General features: G+C 60.3%; 15 protein-coding genes. 4 read left to right on the top strand and 11 right to left on the bottom strand.

Features of this window, described 5'->3' with window-relative positions; genetic code table 11:
* Positions 1-124: 124 nt before the first annotated feature.
* The 3 genes from ABN482_RS15110 to ABN482_RS15100 all read right to left on the bottom strand — a co-directional run bounded on the left by ABN482_RS15110 (position 125) and on the right by ABN482_RS15100 (position 3,381).
* Positions 125-2,455, bottom strand: coding sequence for a nitric-oxide reductase large subunit (locus ABN482_RS15110; protein WP_349504755.1), 2,331 nt, complete (start codon positions 2,453-2,455; stop codon positions 125-127).
* Positions 2,448-3,134, bottom strand: coding sequence for an iron-sulfur cluster repair protein YtfE (gene ytfE, locus ABN482_RS15105; protein ID WP_349504754.1), 687 nt, complete (start codon positions 3,132-3,134; stop codon positions 2,448-2,450). Before ytfE ends, ABN482_RS15110 begins: the two co-directional genes overlap by 8 nt.
* Before the next feature lie 67 nt (positions 3,135-3,201).
* Positions 3,202-3,381: a hypothetical protein gene (locus tag ABN482_RS15100; RefSeq protein ID WP_349504753.1), complete on the bottom strand. Its 180-nt coding sequence runs from the start codon at positions 3,379-3,381 to the stop codon at positions 3,202-3,204.
* On the opposite strand from ABN482_RS15100, the gene norR reads away from it, so the two are divergent.
* Positions 3,380-4,963, top strand: a complete 1,584-nt coding sequence (gene norR / locus ABN482_RS15095) for a nitric oxide reductase transcriptional regulator NorR (protein ID WP_349504752.1) — start codon at positions 3,380-3,382, stop codon at positions 4,961-4,963. The genes ABN482_RS15100 and norR overlap by 2 nt on opposite strands.
* Before the next feature lie 7 nt (positions 4,964-4,970).
* Positions 4,971-5,270: a MafI2 family immunity protein gene (locus tag ABN482_RS15090; RefSeq protein ID WP_349504751.1), complete on the top strand. Its 300-nt coding sequence runs from the start codon at positions 4,971-4,973 to the stop codon at positions 5,268-5,270.
* On the opposite strand, the gene ABN482_RS15085 is transcribed toward ABN482_RS15090, so the two are convergent.
* The 5 genes from ABN482_RS15085 to ABN482_RS15065 all read right to left on the bottom strand — a co-directional run bounded on the left by ABN482_RS15085 (position 5,256) and on the right by ABN482_RS15065 (position 10,611).
* Positions 5,256-5,690, bottom strand: a complete 435-nt coding sequence (locus tag ABN482_RS15085; RefSeq protein WP_349504750.1) for an immunity 26/phosphotriesterase HocA family protein — start codon at positions 5,688-5,690, stop codon at positions 5,256-5,258. The two genes, ABN482_RS15090 and ABN482_RS15085, sit on opposite strands and share 15 nt — an antisense overlap.
* Positions 5,691-5,777: 87 nt before the next feature.
* Entirely contained in the window at positions 5,778-7,211 is a 1,434-nt protein-coding gene (gene aldA, locus ABN482_RS15080) for an aldehyde dehydrogenase (protein ID WP_349504749.1), read from the bottom strand.
* A gap of 43 nt (positions 7,212-7,254) precedes the next feature.
* Positions 7,255-8,058 carry an aldolase/citrate lyase family protein gene (locus tag ABN482_RS15075; protein ID WP_349504748.1) on the bottom strand — a complete coding sequence of 268 codons (804 nt, stop codon included), beginning with the start codon at positions 8,056-8,058 and terminating at the stop codon, positions 7,255-7,257.
* Between the two features lie 19 nt (positions 8,059-8,077).
* The gene (gene rhmD / locus ABN482_RS15070) at positions 8,078-9,265 is read right to left on the bottom strand and encodes an L-rhamnonate dehydratase (protein ID WP_349504747.1); all 1,188 of its coding nucleotides are present in this window, start codon (positions 9,263-9,265) and stop codon (positions 8,078-8,080) included.
* A gap of 62 nt (positions 9,266-9,327) precedes the next feature.
* Positions 9,328-10,611: an MFS transporter gene (locus tag ABN482_RS15065; protein ID WP_349504746.1), complete on the bottom strand. Its 1,284-nt coding sequence runs from the start codon at positions 10,609-10,611 to the stop codon at positions 9,328-9,330.
* 268 nt (positions 10,612-10,879) lie between these two features.
* Here ABN482_RS15065 and ABN482_RS15060 point away from each other — a divergent pair, with 268 nt between their 5' ends.
* Positions 10,880-11,851 carry a LysR substrate-binding domain-containing protein gene (locus tag ABN482_RS15060; RefSeq protein WP_349504745.1) on the top strand — a complete coding sequence of 324 codons (972 nt, stop codon included), beginning with the start codon at positions 10,880-10,882 and terminating at the stop codon, positions 11,849-11,851.
* Between the two features lie 15 nt (positions 11,852-11,866).
* Here ABN482_RS15060 and ABN482_RS15055 read toward each other — a convergent pair whose 3' ends face one another.
* The 3 genes from ABN482_RS15055 to ABN482_RS15045 all read right to left on the bottom strand — a co-directional run bounded on the left by ABN482_RS15055 (position 11,867) and on the right by ABN482_RS15045 (position 15,633).
* The gene (locus ABN482_RS15055; RefSeq protein WP_349504744.1) at positions 11,867-12,778 is read right to left on the bottom strand and encodes a DMT family transporter; all 912 of its coding nucleotides are present in this window, start codon (positions 12,776-12,778) and stop codon (positions 11,867-11,869) included.
* 29 nt (positions 12,779-12,807) lie between these two features.
* Entirely contained in the window at positions 12,808-14,646 is a 1,839-nt protein-coding gene (gene ilvD, locus ABN482_RS15050; RefSeq protein WP_349504743.1) for a dihydroxy-acid dehydratase, read from the bottom strand.
* 63 nt (positions 14,647-14,709) lie between these two features.
* Positions 14,710-15,633: a LysR family transcriptional regulator gene (locus ABN482_RS15045; RefSeq protein WP_349504742.1), complete on the bottom strand. Its 924-nt coding sequence runs from the start codon at positions 15,631-15,633 to the stop codon at positions 14,710-14,712.
* A gap of 141 nt (positions 15,634-15,774) precedes the next feature.
* Here ABN482_RS15045 and ABN482_RS15040 point away from each other — a divergent pair, with 141 nt between their 5' ends.
* Positions 15,775-16,182 (top strand): RidA family protein, encoded by a 408-nt coding sequence (locus ABN482_RS15040; RefSeq protein WP_109060559.1) that lies wholly within the window; start codon positions 15,775-15,777, stop codon positions 16,180-16,182.
* Positions 16,183-16,194: the final 12 nt, after the last annotated feature.

Below are 16,194 nucleotides of genomic sequence, written 5' to 3'. Positions count from 1 at the left end.
GTTTCTCCATGCATAAAAATCAAAAAAGCCTGCCGTCGAATCCGGACGGCAGGCTTTCGGGGGGATCAGGCCGGGCATGTCATGCACCCGACCCTCTATCCACACTCAGGGCAAGCTCGTGTGCTTACTCCGAGCAACTCCCGCAGCAACCGCCGCTGGCATGTGCGCCGCTCTTGCCTTCGAGCGATGCGGCAGCCACGCCATGTGCCGGAGCACGGGTGCTGAGCAGGCCGCTGATGACCTGCCAGGTGACCGACAGCGCACCCACGATGAACACCATGTCACCGAAAGTCCGCACCCAGCGCAGCGTCTGCAGGATGTCCTGTTGCAGGAAGGCTTCGCTGCGGGCAAACCACATGCCTTCACCCACGCTGGCGTGGAACTGGATCAGGCCGATCGGCAGCAGGCTGGTGAACATCATCAGTGCCAGACCGATATTGAGCCACCAGAAGGCGCGCTTCATCAGGCTGTCATTGAAGACCATCTGCGGACGGATGTAGCGCAGTACCAGCAAGGTAAAGCCCAGTGCCAGGAAACCATAGACGCCGAACAATGCTGCGTGTGCGTGCACTGCCGTGGTGTTCAGGCCCTGGATGTAGTACAGCGAAATGGGCGGGTTGATCATGAAGCCGAAGACACCGGCACCGAGCATGTTCCAGAAGGCCACGGCCACGAAGAACATCAGGGGCCACTTGACCTTGTCCATCCACGGGGCGCGGAACTTCAGGCGCCAGTTTTCCCATGCCTCGTGACCCAGCACCACCAGCGGCACCACTTCGAGCGCACTGAAGCTGGCACCCACGGCCATCACAGGCGTGGTCGTACCCGAGAAGTACAGGTGGTGGAACGTACCGGGCACACCACCCAGCATGAACAGCGAAGCCGAGGCCAGGCTGGCAGCCGTTGCCATGCGGTACGACACCAGACCCAGGGTCGAGAAGATGAAGGCCAGCGCCGTCGTGGCGAACACTTCGAAGAAGCCTTCCACCCAGAGGTGCACCACCCACCAGCGCCAGTATTCCATCACCGACAGGTGAGTGCGCTCACCGTACATCAGGCCGGCACCGTAGAACAGGCCGATTGCCACAACCGAAGCGGTCAGCAGGGCCAGCAGGTTCTTGTCGCCATCCTTTTGCTTGAAGGCGGGCGCAATACCACGCGCCATCAGGACCAGCCAGAACACCACACCCAGGAACTTGCCGATCTGCCACAGGCGACCAAGTTCCACATACTCATAGCCCTGGTGACCCAGCAAGAAATTCCATTCCTGGGGCATGATGTGGGCAATCGCCAGGTAGTTACCCGTATAGGAACCCACCACCACCACGACCAGCGCCCAGAACAGGATATCCACGCCCAGCTTCTGGTACTTCGGGTCCTTGCCGCCATTGATCAGCGGGGCCAGGAACAGGCCGGCAGCCAGGAAGCCCGTGGCGATCCAGAACAGCGCGCTCTGGATGTGCCAGGTACGCAGCAGCGAGTACGGGAACCAGCGCGACAGCTCGATGCCATAGAAACCCTGGCCTTCGACCGTATAGTGCGCAGTCGCACCGCCCAGGAACACCTGGAACGTGAACAGTGCCACCACCAGGAACAGGTACTTGCCCAGTGCGCGTTGCGACGGGGTCAGCGGCACCAACGTGAGCGGATCACGCTTGGGCGCTTCCGGCTCGGCATGGTCTTCCTTGCGCAGGAAGGCCCAGCCCCACACCAGGAAGCCCACACCCGCCATCATGATCACGACGCTGAGGATGGACCACATGACGTTTTCAGGCGTCGGCTTGTTGCCGATCAGGGGTTCGTGCGGCCAGTTGTTGGTATAGGTCGCTTCCGAACCGGGACGCTGCGTGGCAGCCGCCCATGCCGTCCAGAAGAAGAACGCAGCCATCTGCTCGCGACGCTCGGCGCTGGGCAGGGTGTTTTCCTTCATGGCATAGTTGCTGCGCGTGCTCTGGAACTCGGGATCGTTGCCGAACAGGCGGCTGTAGTACTCGGCGGTCTGTTCGATGGCCTTGGCACGACGTGCCGACAGCAGCACCGTACCGCTGTCTTCGTTCCAGGTGTTGCGACGATATTCGGCCTTGAGCTTGGCTTCCAGCACGGCCTTTTCGCTATCGGACAGTTGCGCGACCGGCTTGCCGTATTCCTCTACCGAAGCCAGTTCCATCCAGGCAACCAGTTCGCGGTGCAGCCAGTCTGCCGTCCAGTCAGGAGCCTGGTAGGCACCGTGCCCCCAGATCGAGCCGACCTGCATGCCGCCTGCCGATTGCCAGGCAGTCTGGCCGTCGAGCACGGTGTCGTGGGTATAGAGCGTATCACCGCTGCCTTCCACGACGTACTGCTGCGGGATCGGCGGCGCGACGCGATAGACCTCGGCCCCGTAGTATCCCAGCAGGGAAAATGTCACGATCAATACGCCGATCAGCGTAAACCATAATTTGCGGTACTCACCCATGCTGCACCTCGCCAGACATCAACGCCTGTTCGGCGTTCTCGAAAAGTATGTTGTTCTCAAGATGGATATGTTCCATCAGGTCCTCCTTAAAAGTACGCAATCCCAAATAAAGCGCACGCCAGGTATTGCAGGCACCCGCCGGCAACGTAATGCCGTGCGTCAGTGCATCCAGCCGCTCAAGTTCGGCGCCATGCTGGTCATGCTCCATTCGCATGACCATGATCGGCCCCCCGACCGGCGCAGCGGCATTGCGGCGCAGGATGGGGAACAGAATCATTTCTTCCTTGCGCATGTGACTGTCCAGTTCATGCTGGATGTCTTCCAGCAATGCGGCCAGGCCATGCGGGCAATCAGGACTGTCCTGATGCACCTCCTCCACGCGCTGTGCCAGACGGCGCAGTTCGGGCAACTGTTCGCGATGCACGGCGTGATAGCGAACCAGGATGTGATCGATGAGCTCGGCCGGCTCGGCCTGAGTCCAGTCATGCCCTCCCGGCTCGGACGCCTGCGCCTGGAGCTGGCGAGCGACGTCCTGCGGATCGATGCTCAGCGCACTGGCCGCTTCCTGCAGGGTGCGCTTGCCGGCACAACAGAAATCCAGTCCGTACTGATGAAAGATCCTGGTCGCTCCCGGTATGGTGCGAGCCAGCGCACCCAGCGACGTGTTCAACATATCCATTTAGATACTCCTGAAAAATCATTTTCTTCAAAGCAAGATCCGTGCCAACAAATATTTCTCTTTAATATCAAACAGATAAAAACAAACAGGTATTTTTCACCACTCCAGACTCAGGGTAGTAAAAACCCTTATAGGTAAAAAATACCGTACCATGTGCGTCATCCTGTATCCTGTCGGCCCAGTGCGATGCGCCGCCGTACGCCGCCGCCCAGCTTCCCGTTTGTCCTGACGCCTGTATCTGCTGCATGATCGAAGACCTGCTCCTGACTGACCTGACCGTTGAACTGCCCAAGGCTGTTCGCCTGCAAAGACTGGTTTCCGCCCTGCAGGCCGAATTCCATTGCGGTGCCGTCGTCCTGCTTCAACTGGAAGAAGACGCCCTGCGGCCGGTCGCTGCCTGCGGCCTGGTGCGCGAAGCATTGGGACGGCGTTTCATCGTGGCCCAGCACCCCCGCCTGGCCGCCATCCTGGCCCGGCGTGACCTGACCAGCTTTTCCCATGACAGCACCCTGCCCGACCCCTACGACGGCCTGCTGGAAAACCATGCGGGTGCGCCCATGCCGGTTCATGACTGCATGGGGATCAGCCTGTATGTGGAAAGTCGGCTCTGGGGGGTACTGACGCTCGATGCCCTGCAGATCAATACCTTCGACCAGCCTGCCCGCGACGCGGTACGGCGCTGTACTGCCGTGGTCGAAGCCGCCATCCGCGTCACCCGCATCGAGCAGCAGATACATGCCCTGCGGCTCAACCGCCAGGCCGATCCGGTTCCCGGCAAGGCCACAGACAGTGGTGCGGATGCAGAAATCATCGGCCAGAGCGGTGCCCTGACCGCCTTGTTGCAGGAGCTGGATGTCGTGGCCGACTCCAGCCTGCCTGTCCTGTTGCTGGGCGAAACCGGTGTCGGCAAGGAATTGTTTGCACGTCGTCTGCATCGCGTATCACCACGGCGCAACCACCCGCTGATTCACGTCAACTGCGCGGCACTGCCCGAATCTCTGGCCGAAAGCGAGCTGTTCGGCCATGCCAAGGGTGCCTTCTCGGGCGCGACGGCTGAACGGCCCGGCCGCTTCGAGGCCGCCGATGGCGGCACCCTGTTCCTGGACGAAGTCGGCGAGTTGCCACTGTCGGTACAGGCCAAGCTATTGCGCGCTCTGCAGAACGGCGAAATCCAGCGCCTGGGTGCCGATCACCCGCGCCGGGTCGATGTGCGCATCATCGCCGCCACCAACCGGCAACTGCAGGCGGAGGTCAGCGCCGGTCACTTCCGGGCCGACCTCTATCATCGTTTGTCGGTCTACCCGGTGCCGATCCCGCCGCTGCGCGAGCGCGATCATGATGTGCTGCTGCTGGCAGGCCACTTCCTGGAGCTCAACCGTACCCGGCTAGGCCTGCGCAGTCTGCGGCTTTCACCCGAGGCCGAGCAGGCACTGCTGGCCTATCGCTGGCCCGGCAATATCCGCGAACTGGAGCATGTGGTCAGTCGTGCCGCCATCAAGATTATCAGCAAGGGCGCGCAACGCAGCGATATCGTGACGCTGGGTGCCGAACTGCTGGATCTGGATCTGAATGGACTGGCTACAGAGCCAGCAGCACAACACGCCGCAGCATCATCGGAACACCCAACCGCACCAATGGCGCTGCCCGTATTACCGGGCCTGACCTCGGCCGTACGACCCCTGCGGGATGTGATGGATGACTGCCAGCGACGCTGCATCGAACATGCGCTGCAGGCAGCCCAGGGCAACTGGACGCAGGCAGCGCGCCAACTCGACGTGGATGCGAGCAATCTGCACAAGCTGGCGCGACGACTGGGGCTGAAGGCGTGAAGCACGCATGAGCATCCATCTATCCCGAGTCGTGCAACTTGCCATGCTGGGTGAAGTTCCCCACACCCTGCGTTTCCTGTATGTCTCACTGATCGGCCAGCAATTGAACTTCCATGCTGTTTTTACTGACGACGCCTCTGAAGATCATATTGAATCTGCACATCGCGTGCTGACAGAAGTCATGACCAACTGCCCCGCGCATCTTTCAGTCCATGAAAACATCGAGTGCAACAGCGCACAGCCGTGGAAAATTGACAGCGGAGAACACCTTATGTATTTAAGATATGGGGAATTAAGCACTGCCTAGTTGATCCAGATAATTCTGAACCAACTCATTACCGGCTACTGACAGCGTGATGTAGTCTCGATATTCGGCGATGTCGAGATGCTTAACATACTCATCGCCGCGATACAAATGCCCTGCGCATTGATAAATCCTGAAGGCCTGCTTCTCTGTAGAAAGCGGGATATGCCCCAGGACTTCCCAATCTCCGCGCTTGATGTTCGTCGAAGATGCAAAGATGATTTTGAAACTGCCGCGGTAGTCATCAAAGTCAAGAAAATCGCTATCAGCAGGTATTTCTTTCGTATCAGAAACACACAACACACCGAAAGAAACCGCCTTTCGGAAATCGCCCTTGAACGCACACACGACTTGGCAGATGGCATAGCGCCCGTCCCGTGTTTGAATGGCGAAAATATCGCCTTCTTTGTATTTGATCGCCATAATCCATAGCAAAAAACTGAACGATATCGCACGGTCGGCGCCAGATTTGTGGCTGGGAACCTCGCGGCCCCAGCCCAATACATTCGCTTACCCCTGCAGATACACCACCTGGGTGTGCGTATATTCGTAGAGTCCATGCTTGCCATCGGCACCGCCCACGCCGGACTTGCGTACGCCTGCATGGTAACCCTGCATGGCTTCGAAGTTCTCCCGGTTGATATAGGTTTCGCCAAAATCGATTTCACGCATGGCCTGCATGGCTTTTGACAGATCCTGCGTGTAGAGCGAAGAGGTCAGGCCGTATTCGCAATCATTGGCCAGTGCGATGGCCTCGTCCAGGTCTTCGACGATCTGGATCGGCAGGACCGGGCCGAAGATCTCCTTGCGCATGATATCCATGTCGGCGCGGCAGTTGGCCAGCACCGTCGGCTGATAATGGAATCCCTGCCCCAGATCGGCCACTGCGCCGCCGGTCACGACCTGCGCACCATCGGCCACTGCCTGACGCACCTTGGCCGCCACACTGTCCAGGCCTTTCTGATTGATGAGCGGCCCCATATCCACATCGGGCTGGGCCAGGGGATCGCCATAACGCGTGGCTGTCATGGCCTTGCTGATGCGCTCGATGAAGGCATCGGCAATCTTGCGCTCCACATAGACACGTTCCGCGCAGTTGCAGACCTGCCCGGTATTGATGATGCGCGAGTCGCGAATGGCCTTGACCGCCAGATCCAGGTTGGCATCGGCCAGCACGATGGCAGGTGCCTTGCCGCCCAGTTCCAGGTTCAGCTTGGTGATGTTGTCTGCCGAAGCGGCCTGGATGCGGGCCCCCGTGGCGACACTGCCGGTAAAGCTGATCATGTCGATACCGCTGTGCGCGGACAGCACGCCTCCCGTCGCGCCCTGCCCGTACACCACATTGAAGACGCCGGCCGGCAGATCCACCTGTGCCAGCAGCTCGGTGAAGGCATGGCAGTTGATCGGCGTTTCTTCGCTGGGCTTGATGACAATGGTATTGCCCGTCACCAAAGCCGGGGCCATCTTGCGGGCAATCAGGAAAAACGGAAAATTCCACGGCAGAATGCCAGCCACCACACCCAGCGGCTTGCGCAGCAGAAAAATGCTTTCATTCGGGCGGTCACTGGTCAGCACTTCCCCTTCGATACGACGTGCCCAACCAGCCATGTAATCGAGATAATCCGCCGTGAAGTTCACCTCGACCTCTGCCAGCCCCAGGATCTTGCCCTGCTCCTGGGTGATGATGCGGGCAATGTGCGACGCGTTCTCGCGCAGCTTGCCGGCGATGCGATGCAGATACTGTACCCGCTCGATGGCAGGCTTGCGTGCCCAGCCTTTCTGGGCAGCGCGCGCGGCGGCAATGGCCTGATCCACATCGGCAGGCGTGGAGAGTGGCGAGCGGGCCAGCAGCGCGCCCGTTGCAGGGTTCGTCACCTCATGGAAATCACTGCTGTCGACAAACTGACCATTGATGTAATTGCGCAGAACCGTTGGGGAAGTCATTGTCTTGTCTCCTTGTCTACTTTGGTTATCAACCTGATGTTTTTTAATATACACGCGATACCGGCGCTGCCTCCACAGACTGTCCCTTGTGGCTGGCCAGATTGGTCATGGCAGCCAGGCGCAATAGACTAATGTCAATGCCCACCGCCACAAACTTGCAGCCCCATTCGGCATAGCGCCCGGCATCATCCACATTGGGTGCCAGAATGCCGCAGGCCTTGCCCTGCGTCAGCACGGCATCAATGGTCTGGCGGATGGTGGCCTGCACCTCGGGGTGGCTGGCATCGCCGGCATGCCCCATCCCGGTAGACAGGTCGGCCGGCCCGATGAATACCGCATCCACCCCCTCCACTGCGGCAATGGCGGCGGCATTCTCGACACCCAGTCGGGATTCGATCTGCACGATCAGGCACAGTTGTTCATGGGCTGTCCGGATATAGTCCGGCACGGCATCCCAGCGCGTCGCACGGGCCAGGCCGCCACCCACGCCCCGGATACCGAAGGGAGGATAGCGCGTGGCCTGTACCAGCGCCGTGGCCTGGGCGGCTGTCTCTACCATGGGCACCATCAGCGTCTGGGTGCCGATATCCAGCAGTTGCTTGATGAGCGTGGCATCACCATTGACCGCCCGCACAATGGGCTGGGTCGAGTAAGGTGCCACCGCCTGCAGTTGCCCCAGCAAGGTCGGCACGGTATTGGGCGCATGCTCACCGTCGAGCAGCATCCAGTCATAGCCTGTGGTTGCCACGATCTCGGCGGCATAGGGCGTCGTCAGTCCGGCCCAGATGCCATAGAGCGTGTCCGGACCCGCCAGGGCCTGCTTGAAAATATTGCGAGGAAGTTGCATTGCAGGTGCTCCTGTCGGGTCAGTGGGTATAGGGTCGATGCAGTTGGCACTCGGGATTGAGATCCACGCCAAAGCCGGGCTTGTCCAGTTCGGAAATCCGCATGCGGCCATTCACCGGCACCGGTTCGCCCAGCAACTGGGGATGGAACATCGGCAGCACCTCATCCGCCTTCGGGGCCATCATCAGGAATTCGGCAAACGGACTGTTGTGTCGCGTCGCCACGAAATGGTAGCTGTAGACGCTGGAGCCGTGCGGAATCACCAGGGCACCATGCGCATCGGCCAACGCCGAAATCTTCAACAGCTCGGTCACGCCACCACACCAGCCCACGTCGGGTTGGATAATGTCGCAGCAGCCCATTTCCAGCAGCATCCGAAAGCCCCAGCGGGTTGCCTCGTGCTCGCCCGTGGTCACCAGCATGCCCTTGGGGACGTTCTGGCGCAACGCCGCATAGCCCCAGTAGTCATCGGGCGACAGTGCCTCTTCGATCCATTTCAGGCCATATTCCTGCGCCCCCTGAGCCAGGCGCGTGGCGTAGTTCAGATCCAGGCTCATCCAGCAGTCGAACATCAGCCAGAAATCCGGCCCGACCCGCTCACGCATCACGCGTAGCTCTTCCAGGTTCTTGCGCAGGCCTTCCTCGCCTTCGCTGGGACCATGATGCAGCGGCAGCTTGCCGCCGATGAACCCCATTTTCTGGGCCAGGTCGGGGCGTGCGCCAGTCGCATAGAACTGCAGTTCATCACGCACGGCACCGCCCAGCAACTGGTGTACCGGCTCCTGGCGTACCTTGCCCAGCAGATCCCACAACGCCAGATCCACACCGGAAATGGTATTGATGACCAGCCCTTTGCGTCCATAGTAGAGCGTGGACAGATACATCTGCTCCCAGATCCGCTCGATATCCGTCACCCTGGCCCCTTCCAGGAAACGGGCCAGATGCTTTTCAACGATATAGGCCGCCGGCTCGCCCCCCGTGGTCACGGCAAACCCCACGCTACCATCGGATGCCTCGATCTCCACGACCAGCGTGCCCAGCACATTGATGCCGAAGCTGCGGCGGCTCTGCCGGTAGGCCGGGTACTTGCTCATCGGTGTGGCGATGTGATCGTCGATCCAGTGCCCGTCGGACTGGTCGTGATAGTCGGCCCCCCCGCCCTTGAGCGTAAAGGCGCGGACATGTTTGATGGTGGGCACATTCTTCATGGTCTATTCTCCGTACAAATATATTTTTCAACGTAAGCCTGCTGCGGTCGGGCCATCACCCATCAGGCGACAGTGCGGTGCGCACGCACCCGCAGCACCAGAAAGGCAGCGAGCACCGTCGTCCCTGCCAGCAGGTACAGACCGGCAGCCTGGGACTGAAAGACCGTTTCGGTCCAGTTCTTGACGATAGGTGCCACAAAGCCCCCCACGGCGCCAAACGAATTGATCAGTGCAATACCGCCCGCTGCCGCCGTGCCGGCCAGCATGTTCGACGGGAATGTCCAGAACACCGGCTGCACCGCGATGAAACCCGCTGCAGCAAAGCACAGCGCAATAATGGCCAGGGCCGGGCTGCTGACACTCACCGAGGCTGCCATGCCGAGAGCCGACATCACCAGGGTCAGGCTGGCGATCCTGGCATGACGCTGGGTGCGGTCGGCCCAGCCCGGAATCAGCCAGGCAGCCAGCAGTGCGCATACCCACGGAATGGCGGATACGATCCCCACCGTCAGGCCCACCTTGGTGCCCAGCAACCCTGCCACCTGGGACGGCAGATAAAAGACCACGCCATACACACTGGCCTGGATCAGCAGGTAGACCAGCGCCAGGTACAGCACACGCGGCTGGGTCATGGCCGCCAGCAGATTGTGACCATGCTGCCCCTTGCTGCTGTTTTCTGCAGCGATCATGTTGCTGACCAGATCACGCTCGGCCTGCGTCAGCCAGGCTGCATCCCTGGGATGATTGGTCAGGTAGAAATAGGCCCAGATGCCGACCACCGTGGCCATCAGCCCCTCGACCATGAACATCCATTGCCAGCCGTGCAAGCCTCCCGCACCGTTGAGATCCAGCAGCAGCCCCGACAGCGGACTGCCGAAGATAAACGCCAGCGGCGCACCGAAATAGAAGAACCCCATGGCCTGCGCCCGATGCGCAGCCGGGAACCAGTACGTCAGATACAAGATGACGCCGGGGAAAAAGCCGGCTTCGGCCACACCCAATGCAAAACGCAGAACATAGAAGATCGTTTCGTTATGCGCGAACATCATCGCAGCGGAGATCAGGCCCCAGCTGACCATGATGCGGCACATCCACATGCGGGCCCCCACCCGGTGCATGATGAGGTTGCTGGGTACCTCCAGCAGGGCGTAACCGAGGAAGAAAATACCGGCTCCCAGGGCAAAGGCGGCATCACTGATACCGGTATCGGCCTGGTAGGCCACCTTCGCAAAACCGACGTTGGCGCGATCCAGGAAGGCCATGATGTACATGAGCAGCAGGAACGGCAGCAAGCGCCAGGAAATCTTGGCCAACAAGGGTGCGGGAAGTTTGTTTGCAATAGTCACGACAATTCCTTAGGCAAAAGAAGCCCCACACGCGCCGACCGGAGTCAGTCGCGCATAATGACAGACAGATGAGGAAAATGAATGCGGCGATACACCCCGCCAGCCCTGCCGCATGAGCAGGACCGGCGAGGCCGCATCAGCCGTGACCGAACTGGGTAAGTGTGTTCATGTGATGTCTCCTTGGTATTTTTTTACTTGGTATGCATGACAGACTTTATGGGTATGAGCGATACTTGGCAAATCAGAATTTAGCCATATCCGATACCTTATGGTTATCAATAAAATACCTCAGGACACACCCGAGCTGGCCTCGCAGCGCAGCCTGCTCAACCGCTTGCGCTACAAGCACCTGCACCTGCTGGCGGTGCTTGGCTCGAGCCAGAACCTGCATCGTGCCTCGCTGACGCTCAGCATGTCACAGCCTGCGGCAACCCGCATGCTGAGGGAAATCGAAGACATGTTCGGCTGCCACCTGTTCGAGCGCCTGCCACGCGGCATGCGCCCGACTGCCCTGGGGCGTCAACTGGTCAAGTTTGCAGAAGCATCGCTCAATGGATTGGACCGTTGCGCAGAAGACCTTGCCATGCGCCAGAAAGGCGGCTACGGCTACCTCTCGATAGGCACCATCATGGGAGCCGCTCCCGATCTGGTGATGACGACGGTCGCCAGGATCAAGGCCGACAACCCGCAATTGCGCCTGCGCATCATGGGTGACACCAGTGACCAGTTGCTGAAACTGCTCGAGCAACGCCGCATCGACCTGGCCATTGCCCGCCGCAACTATTTTTCAGGCGAAGACCCATACGTTTTCGAGGAACTGGGCAACGAGCGACTGGTACTGGTGGTGCGCAGCGGGCATCCGCTGGCACGCAGACGCAGGATCCAGTGGCAGGAACTGGTCAGCGACTGGCCCTGGATCCTGCAGCCCACCGCCAGCCCGGCCCGGATCGCGCTGGACCAGCATCTGGATCATCTCAGCCTGCCCGTCCCGTCAGACATCACCGAATGCAGCTCGGTCTATTCGATGCAGCAACTGATCCAGCTGACCGACGCCATCATGCTGCTGTCGGAGTCTGCCCTGAAAGACTACTTGCGCATGGGGCTGGTCAAGGCCTTGCCGATCCGGCTGGATATTCCCATGGCACCGTTCGGCATCCTGACCCGGGCCCATGAGGCCCCCACGCAGGAGCAGAAGCACTTCATCGACCTGCTGCGCCAGCAGGCCGATCGTCAGGAATGACATGAATCAAAGCGATCAGGCAGATCTTTTCCTGCCGAATCCTTTTATCCATCCCAATGACGACCATGAAAATCCCAGCACCATACCGGCAGCAGCGACCAAAATTGCCGCCACGCCTACAATCTGAACCAGATGCAGGTGATGCCCGAAGGCCAGGGCGTCTACCAAAAAAGCAACAGCAGGATATATGAAAGACAGTGCGCCGGTCAGGTGTGTCGGCAACTTCTGGATTGCGCCATACAGCAGGATATACATAAACCCCGTATGCACAATGCCCAGTGTCACCAATAATGCCCAACTCCCGGGCGCTATGCTGTCCGTGTTTTGCAAGGCAGCGGGCAACATCAGCACCGCCCCTACCAGCACCTGAACCAGCGCGATCAGATGCGGCGGTACGCCTTTCAACCCTTTGGTAATGAGTGCCGCAATGGCATAAAAGAACGCTGCGCCCAATGCCATCAAAATGCCAGTCAGATAGTCACTGCCACCTACACCCGCATCAGAACGCGCCTGGACAATCAGCACCACGCCAACAAAAGACAGCACCAGCCAGCCAAGCTTGGACCAGGTCAATCTTTCACGCAGGAATAACGCCCCCAGCCCGACCAGCATGAAAGGCTGCGTGTTGTATACAGCCGTTGCGATCGAAATCGAAGCACGCGAATAGGCCGCAAACAGCAACAGCCAATTCGCGACAATGGCAACACCACCCAGTATCGCCAGCAATAACTGACGGCGCGTCATCTGCCCACGCCGCAGCAATCCCATTGCTGCGCATACCGGTATCAACGTCGCAGCGCCGAACAGACATCGCCAGAAAACCACTTCGGTCACCGGGCGTCCGGACAGCACCACCAACCAGCCTATGGTCCCGGAGATCACCATCGCTGATGTCATCTCCAGGGTGCCGCGTATATTGATACTCATCGATTCGGCAATGCCTGGCCCTATCCTGCTCAATCGCCCAGCATCGCCTTGTCACGCACGCCACCCTTGTCGGCACTGGTCGCCAGCAGCGCATAGGCCTTCAGGGCCGTGCTCACCTTGCGTGGGCGCGGCTCGGCGGGCTTCCAGCCCCTGGCATCCTGCGCGGCCCGGCGCTGCGCCAGTTCGGCATCATCCAGCAGCAGTTCGATACGGCGCTGCGGGATGTCGATCAGAATACGGTCGCCTTCCTGCACCAGCCCGATGGCACCGCCTGCCGCTGCCTCCGGCGACACATGACCTATGGACAGGCCCGAGGTACCGCCCGAAAAACGGCCATCGGTCAGCAATGCGCATTGCTTGCCCAGTCCCTTGGACTTGAGGTAGCTGGTGGGATACAGCATTTCCTGCATGCCGGGGCCACCCTTGGGGCCTTCGTAGCGGATCACCACGATATCGCCGGCCTTGATCTCGTCGGCCAGGATACCCTTGACCGCCGCGTCCTGACTTTCGAAGATGCGGGCATTGCCTTCGAACACCAGGATGGACTCGTCCACGCCGGCCGTCTTGACCACGCAGCCATCGAGGGCGATATTGCCGTACAGCACGGCCAGACCGCCTTCGGAGGAGAAGGCATGTGCCACGTCGCGGATACAGCCACCCGCGCGGTCCAGATCCAGCGTGGGCCAGCGCGTGGACTGGCTGAAAGCGACCTGTGACGGAATCCCGGCCGGGCCCGCCTTGAAGAAGGTATGCACAGCCTCGTCCTGCGTCTGGGTGATATCCCAGGCGGCAATGCCGTCGGCCAGCGTGGCACTGTGCACCGTCGGCACATCGGTGTGCAGCAGGCCACCACGCGCCAGTTCACCCAGGATGGAGAAAATGCCGCCGGCACGGTGCACGTCTTCCATGTGGTACTTGGGCGTGTTGGGAGCCACCTTGCAAAGCTGCGGCACCTTGCGCGAGAGCGCATCGATGGCATGCAGGTCGAAATCCAGCTCGGCTTCCTGTGCGGCAGCCAACAGGTGCAAAATGGTATTGGTGGATCCGCCCATGGCGATATCCAGCGTCATTGCATTCTCGAACGCCTTGCGCCCGGCAACGTTGCGCGGCAGGACGGATTCATCGCCCTGCTCGTAGTAGCGGCGGCACAGTTCCACCGCCAGGCGACCCGCACGCAGGAACAGTTGTTCACGATCGGCGTGCGTTGCCAGCGTGGAACCGTTGCCCGGCAGCGCCAGGCCCAGAGCTTCGACCAGGCAGTTCATGGAGTTGGCGGTGAACATGCCCGAGCAACTGCCGCAGGTCGGACAGGCACTGCGCTCATACTCGGCCACAGTCTCGTCGGAGGCCGAGCTTTCGGCAGCGATCACCATGGCATCGACCAGATCCAGGCGGTGCTCGGACAGCCGGCTCTTGCCGGCTTCCATCGGCCCGCCCGAAACGAACACCACCGGGATATTGAGGCGCAGCGCGGCCATCAGCATGCCCGGGGTGATCTTGTCGCAATTGGAGATACAGACCAGCGCGTCGGCACAGTGCGCATTGACCATGTATTCGACCGAATCGGCGATGATTTCACGGCTGGGCAGCGAGTACAGCATGCCGTCATGGCCCATGGCGATGCCGTCATCGACCGCAATGGTATTGAATTCCTTGGCGACGCCCCCTGCCTTTTCGATCTCGCGTGCTACCAGTTGCCCCAGGTCCTTGAGGTGGACATGGCCAGGCACGAACTGGGTAAAGGAATTGGCGATGGCAATGATGGGCTTGTTGAAATCGCCATCTTTCATGCCAGTGGCACGCCACAGGGCACGCGCACCGGCCATGTTGCGGCCGTGGGTCGAAGTCTTGGAACGATAGTCAGGCATGATGATCGCGTGGCAAGTAGGGCTGAAACGGAAAGCGTACATTCTACGCCATCCATCGAGGGGTCAACCCTGTCTTGGAGAAACAGGCATCTGCAGTGCCATGATCTCGACAACCCACTCGATGAACACGCGCAGTTTGGCACTGACATGCCGGTTGGGCGGAAACGCGACATACATCGGCATCGGATCAAGATGCCAATCCCCGAACAGCGGCAACAGCTCGCCGCTGGCCAGATGTGCCCTGGCCATGTAGTCCGGCAGCCACAGCACCCCCAGGCCCGCCAGCCCGGCAGCAAGATAGGCATTGCCGTCATCGACCGCCACGCTATAACGGCCTTGTACCTGAAGGTGTTCACCTTCACGGTGCATCAGGTACGGAAAGAGCTTGCCGGTTCGTGCCCAGCGAAAGCCCACGATGCGATGCTGCGTATTTTCCAGTTCCTGCGGGTGCAAGGGCTGACCGGTACGCGCCAGATAATCCGGCGCAGCATAGACCCCCAGTTGCAGATCACCCACGTGCCGCGCCATCAGCGACTGATCAGTCAGTTCGCCCCCTCGCACGACACAGTCCACGTTTTCACCGATCAGGTCCACCATGCGGTCGCTGACGCCCATATCAAGCTGGATCTCGGGAAAGCGGGCATGAAATGCCGGCAGTGCCGGTATCAGAATCAGGCGTGCGAACGGGCTGGGCACATCAATCCGCAACCGCCCTCGCGGCGAGGCCGATGCGCCCGACAGGCTGGTCTCGGCATCGTCGATATCGGCCAGTACCCGAATCACCCGCTCGTAGTAGGCGGCCCCATCGGCAGTCACGTTGACCTTGCGCGTGGTCCGATTGAGCAGCCTGACCCGCAAACGCGCCTCCAGTTGCTGTACAAGCTGCGTCACGCTGGTCCGGCTCATGTGCAGCGTTTGGGCGGCCTTGGTGAAACTGCCGGTCTCCACTACCCGGGCAAATGCCTGCATCGCATCGAAACGATCCATGTGCGCTCCTCGCCTTGGATTATTCGTATTCTACAAACAATGATGCGCAGGATTGCCTGTTTATCGGCACTCGGGTGCGCGCTTACAGTCCTCTCATGGCCGACGCCCGCCCGGTGTCGGCGCTTCAATACAGGAATTGCCATGCAAGCACGCGATGTTGTCTTTCCCTCTGGTCGTCAGGCGCTCTATGAACGCAACCGCTATTCGCCTGCGATCCGCTCCAATGGTTTCCTGTTTGTGTCGGGACAGGTCGGCAGCCGCGAAGACGGCTCTCCCGAGCCGGATCTGGAAGCCCAGGTGCGTCGCGCATTCGACAATCTGAACGCCATCCTGGCGGCAGCAGGCAGCTCGTTCGATGACGTTATCGACGTCACCATCTTCATGGTCGATCCTGCGTCGAAATTCGAGACCGTCTGGAAGATCGTGCCGGAATACTGGGGACAGGCACCGTACCCGACACTGACTGGCGTCGGCGTGACCTGGCTTTATGGATTTGATTTCGAGATCAAGGTGATCGCCAGAGCCCCAGAGGGTGTTGCAGCGCGCTGAGCCGACAGGAAT

Origin of the sequence: Corticimicrobacter sp., from assembly GCF_040137905.1 — a bacterium.
Classification (GTDB): domain Bacteria; phylum Pseudomonadota; class Gammaproteobacteria; order Burkholderiales; family Burkholderiaceae_B; genus Corticimicrobacter.
This window is presented reverse-complemented; position numbering and strand designations above follow the sequence as displayed.

What these genes read in the sequence shown, in the direction of transcription:
- norR (WP_349504752.1), top strand. Translation starts at nt 3,380, where the DNA reads ATGATCGAAGACCTGCTCCTGACTGACCTGACCGTTGAACTGCCCAAG.
- ytfE (WP_349504754.1), bottom strand. Translation starts at nt 3,134, where the DNA reads ATGGATATGTTGAACACGTCGCTGGGTGCGCTGGCTCGCACCATACCG.
- ilvD (WP_349504743.1), bottom strand. Translation starts at nt 14,646, where the DNA reads ATGCCTGACTATCGTTCCAAGACTTCGACCCACGGCCGCAACATGGCC.
- ABN482_RS15060 (WP_349504745.1), top strand. Translation starts at nt 10,880, where the DNA reads ATGGTTATCAATAAAATACCTCAGGACACACCCGAGCTGGCCTCGCAG.
- ABN482_RS15040 (WP_109060559.1), top strand. Translation starts at nt 15,775, where the DNA reads ATGCAAGCACGCGATGTTGTCTTTCCCTCTGGTCGTCAGGCGCTCTAT.
- ABN482_RS15045 (WP_349504742.1), bottom strand. Translation starts at nt 15,633, where the DNA reads ATGGATCGTTTCGATGCGATGCAGGCATTTGCCCGGGTAGTGGAGACC.
- aldA (WP_349504749.1), bottom strand. Translation starts at nt 7,211, where the DNA reads ATGACTTCCCCAACGGTTCTGCGCAATTACATCAATGGTCAGTTTGTC.
- rhmD (WP_349504747.1), bottom strand. Translation starts at nt 9,265, where the DNA reads ATGAAGAATGTGCCCACCATCAAACATGTCCGCGCCTTTACGCTCAAG.
- ABN482_RS15075 (WP_349504748.1), bottom strand. Translation starts at nt 8,058, where the DNA reads ATGCAACTTCCTCGCAATATTTTCAAGCAGGCCCTGGCGGGTCCGGAC.
- ABN482_RS15100 (WP_349504753.1), bottom strand. Translation starts at nt 3,381, where the DNA reads ATGCAGCAGATACAGGCGTCAGGACAAACGGGAAGCTGGGCGGCGGCG.
- ABN482_RS15110 (WP_349504755.1), bottom strand. Translation starts at nt 2,455, where the DNA reads ATGGGTGAGTACCGCAAATTATGGTTTACGCTGATCGGCGTATTGATC.
- ABN482_RS15085 (WP_349504750.1), bottom strand. Translation starts at nt 5,690, where the DNA reads ATGGCGATCAAATACAAAGAAGGCGATATTTTCGCCATTCAAACACGG.
- ABN482_RS15055 (WP_349504744.1), bottom strand. Translation starts at nt 12,778, where the DNA reads ATGAGTATCAATATACGCGGCACCCTGGAGATGACATCAGCGATGGTG.
- ABN482_RS15090 (WP_349504751.1), top strand. Translation starts at nt 4,971, where the DNA reads ATGAGCATCCATCTATCCCGAGTCGTGCAACTTGCCATGCTGGGTGAA.